Here is a 12816-nt window from a genome sequence, read left to right as displayed (position 1 = left end):
CTTGCGGGACTTGACGCTGACCGGTCCATCAAAAAAGAACATTCCCATAAATCGGAGATTATTAAGAGCCCATATTTATGGAAATGTTCTTTTTCTTGATTTTTTCATTTTATACAGTCAGCCTCAAATATCCGCTCAGGATGCGAATAAATATTAAATCCGCTGTCTCTGGCAAATCCAATCAGGGTAATTCCAAGCTTCTGGGCCAGATCACAGGAATAATTCGTGGGCGCTGACTTTGCAATAACCATCATGCATCCCATAGCCGCCACCTTTTTTAATATTTCAGCAGGTACCCGGCCGCTGAATACCAGTATCCCCCCTCCCATGGGAATTCCCCGAATCAAACAATCTCCCACTACTTTATCCACTGCCACATGACGGCTGACATCCTCTTTATAAGACAAAAACTCTGTATCTCTTACAAAAGCTGCACAATGCACCCCTCCTGTTCTGTGAAACAAACCTGACATTTCCTCCAGTTTTTGGGATAAATCCATAATTTCACAAACAGAGAGGCTCCTGCTATCATCCGCTGACAGTATATTTGACGTTCCTTCCTTTTGTATATCCGCAGTTTCAATAAAAACGCTATGCCCCTTTTGATCTATATGAATCTTTTTAATATCAGCAATATCATGAACATATTCTTTCATATACAGATAACCTGTCACAGCTTCCTGTATTTCCCAGGGAGAACAAATCATCTCGCCTGCAGGCTTTTTATTCACAAACAGTTCCAGCCGAATCTCCTCCACGATATCTTTCTGATCTCTGGCCAGTTTTTTTCCTGTATATGTAATTACCTCTCTGGTTACTGAATTTTTTGTATATTTCCTTAGATTCTTCATCCAGACACTCCTGTTATAACAAATGTGGGTGCGCTCCTTTGGCTGCACCCACATATCTGAAAACTCTTATCATTGATAAAAGTATCATTTTTGGCGACGGTGTGTGGGAATCGAACCCACCCAGGACGCTCCTAACGCCCAACACAGGTTTTGAAGACCAGGGGGCACACCAGTTGCCCGCCCACCGCCATATTAATAACAAAACTCAAAAGTTATTATTCCACATTTCCCTGTTCTCGTCAACTGACAAAGCTGTCTTTGCAAACCTTTAATAAGGCACTCTTTCTGTCTCAGCTCCTGCCTTTTTCGTAATTTTTCTGCGGTCTGTTTCTTCAAGTATCAGCTTGGCATTTTTTCTGCTGGTAGAAAACAGATCCCGCACCTGACTGAAAGTGATGACATGTTCCTTGCGGACATAATTTTGAATCTGCTCTGCAGCCGCTTCCATCAAAACAGTCAGCGTATAAGTATCCTCTGTCAGCCGCATCAGCGTCCCTTCTTCCACAAGCATCTGCAACACATCCTCCCGGACCTGTTCCGATATATTTCCCGCTGGTACTTCCGTAATCCGGATAAATTCATATGCCGCCCTTTTAAAGGTGTCTGTAAATTGTTTCTCTATCTCAAGATATATCTCATCTTTCTTTACCTCAAAATCAGTCAGGTGCAGATATTCGCCTTTCTTTCCCAATATCCTCTGCTCTGTCATCCGTTCTATATAAAAATCAAATACATTGGCTTTTACCTTTTTCATATAGGTCATTTGAATTTCAGCCTTTTTCCTGCCAAACCGATACGGATATTTTTTATGATACTCTTTCAGATCCCGGATCATCTTCTGTCTGACTATAAATTCACTTTCCCGGTGCCAGATATAAGTATCTTTTTTCATGGGAAATACATATACCGTTTCTTCGGCTTCCATATCTTTAAGCAGAGCCTGCATTTCCTCCTGGGCATAAGCTGTCAGCTTTGCCAGTTCCGCCAGAGTAATCATCGTATCACCGTGCTCTTTTATATGAAGCTCCATAACATCGGCCAGAGATCCTGACTCCTTTTTCTGCAGTTCATAAATCGTCTGTTCATCAAACCTTTTTTTCCTTTTTGGATTTGGTTCCAGTACAATCCCTCCTCCAATGGTTTCCAAAGGAGAATAAAAACGAATTACAAAGCGATCTCCCCGTTTTACAGCTGTTTTTTCTTCCAGCCGAAGCTGTGCCAGACCACTTTCCCCCGGTTCTATTTTTTCACAATCAAGAAGTACTGCACGACAGAGAATTTCACTTGTTCCTATATACAGATGCAGACGTTCTCTATTTGTGACAGTCCTTGAAGAACCAGGCAGAACCGAAATTTTTACATCCAGCAGGTCTGTATTTCTCATACTGTTTTTTGGCGCCAGTACACAGCCTCTGCTGATTTCCGATTTCTTTATGTTGGAAAGGTTAATGGCCGCCCGCTGACCGGCACTGCACTGCTGCTGGTCTTTGCCATGGACCTGAATACTTCTTATTTTACATTCCTTTTCATTGGGATACAATTCCAGAACATCCTCCCTGGTAATCGTGCCTGAAATTAAGGTTCCCGTTACAATAGTGCCAAAACCGGGCAGCGTAAACACCCGGTCAACCGGCAGCCTTGGAATCGTCTGTGTGTTTTTTTCTTTTACCTCAGCCCTGGTCATAGATTCAATGGTATCTTTTAATGCATTTAATCCCTGACCTGTTACAGCAGAAACTCTTACAACAGGAGCATTCTCCAGAAACGTTCCCCTAAGCTCCTCCTTTAATTCTTCCTCCACAAGATCTGCCCACTCTTCTTCTACAAGATCACATTTATTCAGTACAATAATACTTTTCTCTATTCCAAGAAGACCTAAAATATCCACATGTTCTCTTGTCTGAGGCATAATTCCTTCATCCGCCGCCACAACCAGCAGTACAAGGTCCATCCCCACAACTCCGGCCGCCATATTATGAATAAACTTCTCATGGCCGGGCACATCTATAATGCCCGCACGGTCTCCGTTTTTCATATCAAAATACGTAAACCCAAGATCAATAGTAATCCCGCGTATCTGCTCTTCTTTCCACCGGTCAGTATTATGACCGGTCAATGCTTTTATAAGCGTTGTTTTTCCATGATCAATATGACCTGCTGTTCCTATAATGATATTTTTCATACTATTAAATCTCCAAGACTTTTGGCAATCTGTTCCAGCCACCGCGGCTCTACCGTCCTCATATCCAGATAAACAGCATCATCTGCAATTCTTGAAATAATAGGAACCGTCAGTCCTCTCATAGCCCTTTCCAGCTCTTCTGCCTTCATATACAGCGGTCTAATTAAAACAGCGGCACTGGGAATTTCAGTCAGCGGCATCGCTCCTCCCCCTACCTGAGAACGACAGGAAATTACTGTAACTTCTGCCTTTATATTCTCTGATACCAGCATTCTTTTTAATGTCTCTGCCCTCTCCTCCACCGACTCTGCAGATTCATGGAGCATCTTTAATACCGGAATATTCTGAACGGCTTTTTCCTGAGACAAATATTCTTTCAATACCAGTTCCAGTGCAGCTGCAGTAAATTTATCAATACGCAGTGCTCTGGTCAACGGATTTTTTTTCATCTGGTCAACGTACTTTTTCTTTCCGGCAATAATCCCTGCCTGAGGACCTCCCAGCAGCTTATCACCGCTGAAACATACTACATCCACACCACTGTTTATGGCATCCTGCACAGAAGGTTCTGCCGGAAGTCCGTATTTCTTCAGATCAATAAGCACACCGCTTCCCAGGTCCTCTATTAACGGAATCTTACATTCCTGTGCCAGCGGCACAAGATCCTTTGCGGGAACAGCCTCTGTAAAACCAACAATACGGTAATTACTGGTATGTACTTTTAACAAAGCCTTTGTATCTTCTGTAACTGCAGCCTCATAATCTGTCAGGCGTGTCTTATTGGTTGTACCCGTCTCTATCAGAACAGCTCCGCTCTGTCTCATAACATCCGGAATTCGGAAAGCTCCGCCAATTTCAACCAGTTCCCCCCTGGATACGATCACTTCTCCGCCAGCCGCAAGGCTATTTAAAATAAGCAGAACCGCAGCAGCATTATTGTTAACTGCCATTGCCGCCTCCGCACCGGTAAGCCGACATAACAGCTCCTCAAAATGAGAATACCTCTCGCCTCTTTCTCCGCTATTTAAGTCGTATTCCAGATTACAATAACCGGCTGTAATCTCTTTTAATTTTTCCGCATGCTCCAGACTGAGAGGCGCCCGTCCAAGATTCGTATGAAGGATTGTTCCTGTCCCATTAATCACAGCCCGGATATCCGGCTGTGCGGACTTTTTCACAGCTTTACAGATATCCTTTGGCAGCCGGGAAATCTTTTCAAAAACGTCTCCATCCTCCTGGCAGACACCAATAAACCTTCTAAGCTCCCCAAGCTTTTCCCGGAGAACTTCCATCACTCTGTCATGTCCATAGGTTTCCATTAACAGCTTTATTTCTTCCTTTTCCAACAGGCAGTCTACCTTTGGAATGCTTCGGTATAACAGATTTTTATCCATACTTACCTCTTTTACTCTAATACAAACAAATCCTGCTGCCGTTCATTTCCGACACTCTTCCAATCACAGAAACCTTTGTATCTATATTACTCTGCCGAAACGCATCCAGGAGTTCCTTTTCACAATCCGGAGCTACACTCACCAACAGACCCCCGGAAGTCTGAGGATCGCATAAAAGATCCACATAAAACTCCTCTGCCTTTTTGCAGTCCGCTTTTCCTATAAAATATTCCCGGTTTCGATATGCACCGGCTGGAATCAGTCCCATTTTTGCATAATCGGCTGCTTCCTCCATATAGGGAATACTTCTGACATCCAGCATAAACGTTACATCACTGGCCTCAGCCATCTCCACGCAATGTCCCAGCAGTCCAAAGCCGGTGATGTCTGTGCAGGCATGAACCGGAAACTGTTCAAGTACTTCCTTTGCTTTTTTATTCAGCGACGTCATAACCTGTACCGCCTCTTTTACAGCTCCATCAGAAGCCATCTCGGCTTTAATGGCCGTATTGATTATTCCACTTCCAATCTGCTTGGTAAGAATCAGCACATCACCTGGCCGGCTACCATAATTTTTTAAAATTTTATCAGGATGAACAAAGCCGGTAACAGAAAGGCCATACTTTGGCTCATCATCCTGAACAGAGTGGCCGCCCACAAGAACAGCCCCCGCTTCTTTTACCTTATCCGCACCTCCGGCCAGAATTTCTCCCAGGATCTCAGGATCAAGACAGTTTGGAAAGCCTACAATATTCAATGCAATCTTCGGCTCCCCGCCCATTGCGTATATGTCGCTTAGAGAATTGGCCGCTGCAATCTGTCCAAATGTATAAGGATCGTCCACCACAGGAGTGAAAAAATCCAATGTCTGAATCAGAGCAATCTCTTCTGTCACTTTATAAATAGCTGCATCGTCAGAAGTCTCAATTCCCACCAGCAGATTTTTATCATAAAACTCAGGCAGCTTACCCAGAACCTGGGCAAGGGTCGCAGGACCTATTTTCGCCGCTCAGCCCGCTGTTTTAGTTAACTGTGTTAATTTGATTTTTTCACTCATGCCGTTCCTCCTTTTCACATTTTTTAAGGCTGTACCTTATTCCTATCATAACTATAAGGATTTTCCCCTTTATTTGCAAGAAAAAAAGAATACCCTCCGCAGTAAAGCACTATGCTTCCTTGCGGAGGGCCTGATTTATGTTACATACAGCATGGCTTATCAATTCGAACCGCACACACCTTATACTCCGGTGTACTTGAAATGGAATCTAAAGAATCAATGGTCAGCCAGTTTGCACCACCTTCCACATAATGGAAAGGCATCCAGCATTCGCCTTTTCTTGTTTTATCAGATACATACGCTCTTGTCTGAATGCTTCCCCGCCGGGATGATACAGTAACGATATCTCCGTTGTGTACTCCCGCTGCTTTGGCATCCTGCGTATTCATCTCAATAAATGATCCCTTGTCGATTCGGTTGATTCCTTCTGTCTTGTCTGTCATAGCGCATGCATTATAATGATGCAGCACACGCCCGGTCATCATAGTCAAAGGATATTCTTCATCTGGAAGCTCCGTTGAGGGCTTATATTCTGTGGGACTGAAATATCCAAGACCTCTTGAGAATTTTCCCGTGTGAAGAATCGGAGTTCCCTTATGTTCCGGTGACGTACACGGCCACTGCAGGCCACGCCCGGCTACTTCTTCGCTGTCGAGACGCACATGACTGATTCCCGCAAAGGAAGGAGTTACAGATGCAATCTCATCCATAATCTCTGCAGGTGTCAGATGCGGCTGAGGATATCCCATACGATTCATAATCTCTGTGAAAATCCAGGTGTCAGGTCTTGTTTCCCCGGCCACTTCAATGGCCTTTCTAACCCTTTGCACACGGCGTTCTGTATTAGAGAAGGTTCCCTCCTTCTCCGTATAAGAACGGCCGGGCAGGACCACGTCCGCAAGTTTCGCTGTCTCTGTCATAAATAATTCATCCATAACAAGAAAATCCAGTGAATTTAATGCCTTGATTACATGACTGGTATTTGGATCTGTTCTTACCGGATCCTCTCCAAAAATAAAGAGGCCTTTGATCTCACCTGTCAGCATTTTGGGGAAACAGTCTGTAGCCTTAATTCCAACCTTATGATTAAGCTTCGTATTCCAGGCCTTCTCAAATTTTTCCACCACTCCCGGTACCGGAATATTCTGATACCCCGGAAACTGGTTTGGAGAAGCCCCCATATCACAGGCGCCCTGTACATTATTCTGTCCACGGATAGGATTCACACCACATCCGGGCCGTCCGATTTTCCCAACCATCATAGCAAGATTGGACAAAGACATAACCCCTTCTGTACCAGTATGATGCTCTGTAACACCCAGACAGTACATAATCGGAGCCTTATCAGCTGTTGCATACATTCTGGCTGCTTCCCGAAGCAGGTCCGGATCGATATCGCAGATTTTGGCTACCCGTTCCGGTGTATACGCTTTTACAGCCTCTTTAACAGCTTCAAAGTTTTCTGTACGTTCTTTTATAAATGCCTCATCTGTCAGGCCTTCTTCTATAATGACATTCATCATACCGTTTGCAAATGCCACATTGGTACCCGGCCTTAATTTCAAATGAATATCCGCATCTTTTGCAAGATCAATATCCCGTGGATCCACAATAATCAGCTTCGTTCCATTTGCTGCTGCTTTACGGATCTGCATACCAATTACGGGATGTGCATGTTCCGGATTTGATCCCACAAGCATAATAACATCAGATTCCTGTGTTGTATCATAAATTGTATTTGTCATGGCTCCTGAGCCTAATGTGGTTGCCAGCCCGGCAACAGTAGGAGCATGTCAAACGCGGGCACAGTTATCTGTATTGTTGCTCATGAACGCAGTACGAACCATTTTCTGAAGCATATAAACATCTTCATTGGTTGAACGCGAGCAGGCAAATCCAGCCAGTGCCTCACCTCCGTAATTATTTTTAATCTCTGTAAACCGGGATGCCACCAGATCTAGGGCCTCTTCCCAGGATGCCTGTTCAAACTCGCCGGTTTTGTGATTTTTTATTAATGGATAACGGATTCTCTCCGGAGAATCTACAAAATCAAAGGAAGCACTGCGCCCTTTAACACAGAGCAGTCCATGATTAGAAGGACCGTCCGCTGCTTCCACATCCACGATCTTATTATCCTTTACAATCAAATCCATCTGACATCCGGTTGCACAATGCGGGCAGGTGGTACGGACACGTTCTACCTCCCATTCGCGATAAGCAAGTCTTCGCTTCTCAGTAATAGCACCTGTAGGACACGCCTGGGCACAGTTTCCGCAGGACTCACATAACGTTTCCTCCCAGTCTTCTCCAAAGGGCGCTTCTATGATATTAAACATTCCTGTTTTTCCAAGAGTAATTGCATGTCTTCCGGTAGCTTTAGCACAAGTATTTACACACCGCTGGCAATGAATACACAATTCCGGCCGGTAGCTTAAAAACGGATGCTCTTTCTTTGCCGGTTTTTCTATTTTTATTCTGGTTCCTTCATAGGATGTATGCTCTACACCATATTCATTGCAATATTTCTGAAGTTCACATACACCATTTTGTGCACATGAAAAACAGTCCTGCACATGATTGGACAGCAACAGATCTAAAACCATTCTCCGGGCAGCCTTTACCCGCTCAGTCATGGTCTCTACTACCATTCCCTCTTTTACAATGGTATTACAGGATGTAGGTAATTTATCCATACCTTCCACCTCTACCACACACAAACGGCAGGAACCGATTTCATTCACCCCTTCCAAATAGCACAGGGTAGGAATTTTAATTCCTGCTGACCGGGCCGCTTCCAGAATTGTAGAACCGCTGGCGGCTTTTACATGCTGCCCATTAATCGTTAAATTAACCATTAATCTCTGCCTCCTTCTAGTACTCCGCAGCCGAAGTGATCACAACGCAGGCATCTGCCTGCCTCCTGCATCGCTTCTTCATATGTATACGGATTTTCTACATGTTCAAAATCATGTTTCCGGATATATGCCGGACGTTCAGTTATATTTGCACGGCCGGTAGGAATCCGGTTATTCTCTTTTGGCTCCGGCGCTTCTGCTTCACAGTGCAGTGTATGATGATATCCAAGATATTCATCAATATTATGCGCCGCAACTTTTCCTGCTGCCACTGCCCGGATCGCTGTAGACGGCCCCGTTGCACAGTCTCCGCCTACAAATACACCCGGCATGTTTTCTACCGCCGTATCCAGTCCTGCCTGAAATACATTGCGGTTTGCAGGCATACCAAACTCTTCAAAAGGCTGGCTTATAATATCCTGTCCTACAGCAATTAATATCACTTCACAGGGAATCCGCTCCGGCTCTTTGTTTGCATCCATAGGACTTGGCCGGCCGGCACGGTCATAGGGGCCTATCATCTGAGGCTGAACAATCAGCGCCCGGCATTTTCCTTCACCATCTTTTTCAATAGATTTCGGAGCCTGCAGAGTCATAAGCTCAATGCCCTCCATTACCGCAGATTCAATCTCAGTATCTAACGCTGTCATATCATTCTGGCGTCTTCTGTATACAATTCTTACATCCTTTGCATTGCACCGGACCGCACTTCTGGCCGCATCCATGGCAACATTTCCGCCTCCAATGACAACAACTGTTTTACCGGTATAATCCGGCAGATGGCCATTTCCTATCCGATCAAGCATTTCCACCGCAGATTCAACATTTTCTGCATCGGCTCCATCAAGCCGCAGTCTTTTTCCCGCCTGAGCACCAATAGCTACAAACATGGCATCAAATTCTTTATGCAGCTCCTCAATGGAAATATCAGTTCCCACTTTAGCTTCATAGCGAACCTCTATATCTCCAGCAGATAAAATAGCCCGGATATCCTCATCCAGACGTTCCTTCGGGAAACGATAATTTGGAATTCCATACCTTAACATACCGCCCAGTTTCTTCTGCCGCTCAAAAACCACCGCTTTATGGCCCATCAGTCCAAGGAAATACGCAGCAGTAAGTCCGGCGGGACCGCCTCCGATCACGGCAATCTTTTTTCCTGTTGAAGCATTTGCTTTGGGTACTGCCACTTTGTCAGCTGCAGCCTGATCTACCGCATACTTTTTCAATCCTCGTATATTCAAAGAATCATCAATCAGGTTTCTGCGGCACCGCTCCTCACATGGATGTTCGCAGATCATAGCACATGCAGTAGGCAGGGGATTATCTTTACGGATAATATTTACTGCTCCCGCATAATCCTCATTTCCAATAAGTGCTATATAAGCCGGTATATCCACATGGGCCGGACACATATTAATACATGGCACTTTCTGTCCCATCTCTCCTGGGCACTCATGTATTTGTATGTGGCTGATATACTCTTCTTTAAATATTTCAAGTCCCTGCAGAACCTCCGAAGCAGACTGGTACCCAATGGCACAGTCTGCTGTATCTTTAATCATCGCTGCCAGCGCTTTCATCTCTTCTAAAGTTTCCATGCTGGCATCTCCGTCCAGAATGCGCTTCAGCAAAATCTCCAGCTGAGGCAGACCATCACGGCAGGGTACGCATTTTCCGCACGTCTGATTTTTTGACGACTGGAGCAGTGAAAGCTGCACAGTCAAAGGACAGGTTCCAGGCGGATACACTTTTACTTTACTTTCAAATTTATCCAGCAGTTTACCGATTTTTACATCACTGCTGTCAGGATCCGCAAGAAAAATCTTACTCATCTTATCCTCCTATTTCTCTTTTTTTCTAAGGTAAACAAACCAGTAAACACATCCCACACAGACAGCGCCGCCAATAATATTACCGATGGTAACAGGAAGAAGATTTTTTCCAAAATAATTTCCCCATGTTACAGAGCTGATATCAACTCCCGCGTCTGCAGCCACCTGAATAAATGCATCATTGGTTTTCGCAAATAATCCCGCTCCAATAAAATACATGTTTGCAATACTGTGTTCAAAACCGCAGAGTACAAATAACATAATCGGGAAAAACAGCCCAATAATCTTTCCGAATACGTCTTTTGCCGCAAAGGAAATCCATACCGCAATACATACTAAAAAGTTACAGGCAATGCCTTTTAACAGAGCATCTCCAAAAGAAAGAGAACACTTGGATGCCGCTGTGTTTAATATAGATACCGCCATTCCATTACTGAACAAGGTTGCCTGATGTCCAAAGATAACAATTGCCGCAACAATCAAAGCCCCAATGAGATTTCCTATGTATACAACAACCCAGTTTTTCATCATGCCACTGAATTTTATCTCTTTTTCCAACAGGGGGATTGTAAGCAGACAGTTTCCTGTAAATAATTCGCTTCCCGCCAGCAGTACCATTGTAAGACCGCCTGGGAATACACAGGCCCCTAAAAACTTTCCTAAAGATGCCTCTCCCACAGATACCGCTACTGTTGTAGAACCAACACCGCCAAATGCAATAAATGCCCCAGCCATAATCGCCAGCAGAATCATTTTACTGACAGGTGTATTTACTTTCCCTTTCCCTATGTTGATATAATTTTTAGCTACTTCAGCTGGTGAATTCATCTTTCTTTCCTCCTGATTCGAAATTTTATCCTGAATTATTTTATCTGAAATCTTCCAGTTTTTGTATGTTTAAAAAAACATAAAATACTGTTGAAATTATGCATATCATACATTTTTATCAACAAATGTGATATGATATCCACAGATTCACTGATATACATGAGGTAATGAACTATGCAGCTTCCTTTAAACGTACTTTTATACCGTCTGTCACCTAACAGCCGGTACGATATCCAAAATACTGATCTGTCTTGCAGATTTGATGGCATCCAGCTATTTGACGCCAATGAAACACCCATCGAAAACCAAAATTTTTTATATCTGGTTTCGGAAAAAATGCTGCGGGGATACGCAAACAAATTTCTTCTTGAGCAGCTGATGTCTAAATGTGTTTTTTTATGTATCTCTTCTGATGATGATACTACAATCCTTAACTTAAATCACAACCTTTCTGTTATATTATTGCATACAAAAGACTCTTTCCCACTGATATTTAATAAAATTCTCAATATTTTCAGGGAATTTGACGAATGGGACAAATCATTCCATCTGACACTTCTCCAGGGAGGATCTCTTCAGGAACTGCTGAATATCTCAAGCAGTATTCTGGTTCACCCTATGATTGTCTTCGACAGAAATTATACCATACTTGGATACCTTCGAAGCCCCGATGTATCAGATCCTTTTATGGAACAAATGATTAAAACAGGTTATGCAACTCCGGAAGATATCAGAAAGCTCCGCGAAGACGGCCTTATCTCCGCTTCGGAACATTCCGCCAACCCTTTAATTAACTGGTACTGTCTTCCTGATCAAAACTGCTATTACAGTATGATGTACCGTTTCAAAGCAAATCAGCACATTGTTGGATACGCTTTAATCTTCTGCTGTACCAGGCACCCAAATACAAATTATCTGGATCTTATGGATACCGTATGTGAAAATCTTGAGCTGTACTTTCACCAGGATCGTTTTACCAGCCGCTCTTCATCTGAAATCTATGAACCAATTTTGACAGAAATATTAGAGCACCCTGAGCTTCCTGCCAAACAGCTTCAGGATCAGATCCGTCATATCCCTGATCTGAATCTTAATGGAAATTTTGTTCTAAGTAAGCTGGCCTACAGTGAAATCCATAAGCTTCCTTTTTCATTTGTAAGCTGGAATCTTAGGACCTCTATCCCCTCCTTAAAGCCATTTGTCTACCAGAATTTTCTTTATATTCTCAGAGATAACAGCAGGCAGGAGGACTGTACCTGTTTTTTAACTGACAAAGAGCAGAAAATCTTTGATGAAATATTCAGCGGCCATCTTCTGACCTGCGGAATCAGCCAGACGTTTTTTTCTCTGGCCGATCTGCCCCTGGCAGCTGCACAATGCAGGGAAGCAGTTTTACTTGGCAGCCGGCTGTTTACAGATTCCAGAAAGTTTTTTAAATTCGAAGATATCGCCATATTCTACTTTCTGCGGGAAATGAAAAAACATATGCCGCTTCCAATGATTGCCTCGCCCTACTATCACCTGCTCAAACAGTACGATGCAGATCATAACAGTGATTTATGTGAAATTTTTTACACCTTCCTGTTAAACGGAAGAAATATAAATCAGACTTCTGCAGCAATTTTTATGCACCGCAATACGGTACTCAATAAAATCAAAAAAGCTTCTGCTATAATGAACAACGACTTTAATGACTATCAGACACAATTATATTATATCATTTCTTACCTGTCTGACAGAAGTCCTTTATTAAATTAAATATCGACCCAAAGAAACCCGCAGGCTTTGTATTAACAACCTGCGGATTTTTCTAA

The 12816-nt window shown here is 43.5% G+C and carries 8 protein-coding genes and 1 tRNA gene; 1 reads left to right on the top strand and 8 read right to left on the bottom strand.

What is annotated here, in order from left to right; translation table 11 throughout:
• Positions 1-104: 104 nt before the first annotated feature.
• The 8 genes from fdhD to OCV88_RS04985 form a co-directional block, all read right to left on the bottom strand.
• Positions 105-851, bottom strand: coding sequence for a formate dehydrogenase accessory sulfurtransferase FdhD (gene fdhD / locus OCV88_RS05025; RefSeq protein ID WP_262590752.1), 747 nt, complete (start codon positions 849-851; stop codon positions 105-107).
• Between the two features lie 91 nt (positions 852-942).
• Positions 943-1040 (bottom strand) — tRNA-Sec (locus tag OCV88_RS05020).
• A 79-nt stretch (positions 1041-1119) separates the two neighbouring features.
• Complete coding sequence (selB, locus tag OCV88_RS05015) at positions 1120-3033, bottom strand: selenocysteine-specific translation elongation factor (RefSeq protein WP_158424487.1); 1914 nt, start codon at positions 3031-3033, stop codon at positions 1120-1122.
• The gene (gene selA, locus OCV88_RS05010; protein WP_158424486.1) at positions 3030-4427 is read right to left on the bottom strand and encodes an L-seryl-tRNA(Sec) selenium transferase; all 1398 of its coding nucleotides are present in this window, start codon (positions 4425-4427) and stop codon (positions 3030-3032) included. The genes selB and selA overlap by 4 nt, the downstream gene beginning before the upstream one ends.
• A 16-nt stretch (positions 4428-4443) precedes the next feature.
• Entirely contained in the window at positions 4444-5484 is a 1041-nt protein-coding gene (gene selD, locus OCV88_RS05005; protein ID WP_158424485.1) for a selenide, water dikinase SelD, read from the bottom strand.
• A gap of 140 nt (positions 5485-5624) precedes the next feature.
• The gene (gene fdhF, locus OCV88_RS04995; protein WP_158424484.1) at positions 5625-8339 is read right to left on the bottom strand and encodes a formate dehydrogenase subunit alpha; all 2715 of its coding nucleotides are present in this window, start codon (positions 8337-8339) and stop codon (positions 5625-5627) included.
• Complete coding sequence (locus OCV88_RS04990; protein ID WP_158424483.1) at positions 8339-10174, bottom strand: NAD(P)-binding protein; 1836 nt, start codon at positions 10172-10174, stop codon at positions 8339-8341. Before OCV88_RS04990 ends, fdhF begins: the two co-directional genes overlap by 1 nt.
• Positions 10175-10183: 9 nt before the next feature.
• On the bottom strand, positions 10184-11002 hold the full coding sequence (locus tag OCV88_RS04985; protein WP_158424482.1) for a formate/nitrite transporter family protein: 819 nt from the start codon (positions 11000-11002) through the stop codon (positions 10184-10186).
• 174 nt (positions 11003-11176) lie between these two features.
• Between OCV88_RS04985 and OCV88_RS04980 the strand changes: the two genes are divergently transcribed.
• Positions 11177-12760, top strand: a complete 1584-nt coding sequence (locus OCV88_RS04980; RefSeq protein WP_158424481.1) for a PucR family transcriptional regulator — start codon at positions 11177-11179, stop codon at positions 12758-12760.
• Positions 12761-12816 lie beyond the last annotated feature (56 nt).

This window comes from Brotonthovivens ammoniilytica, assembly GCF_025566885.1.
Classification (GTDB): Bacteria; Bacillota; Clostridia; order Lachnospirales; family Lachnospiraceae; genus Brotonthovivens; species Brotonthovivens ammoniilytica.
The sequence above is the reverse complement of the archived record's forward strand: the minus strand, read 5'-3'. Positions and strand labels throughout refer to the sequence as shown.

Coding starts and splice junctions, on each gene's coding strand:
- fdhD (WP_262590752.1), bottom strand. CDS start 851: ATGAAGAATCTAAGGAAATATACAAAAAATTCAGTAACCAGAGAGGTA.
- selB (WP_158424487.1), bottom strand. CDS start 3,033: ATGAAAAATATCATTATAGGAACAGCAGGTCATATTGATCATGGAAAA.
- selA (WP_158424486.1), bottom strand. CDS start 4,427: ATGGATAAAAATCTGTTATACCGAAGCATTCCAAAGGTAGACTGCCTG.
- OCV88_RS04990 (WP_158424483.1), bottom strand. CDS start 10,174: ATGAGTAAGATTTTTCTTGCGGATCCTGACAGCAGTGATGTAAAAATC.
- OCV88_RS04985 (WP_158424482.1), bottom strand. CDS start 11,002: ATGAATTCACCAGCTGAAGTAGCTAAAAATTATATCAACATAGGGAAA.
- OCV88_RS04980 (WP_158424481.1), top strand. CDS start 11,177: ATGCAGCTTCCTTTAAACGTACTTTTATACCGTCTGTCACCTAACAGC.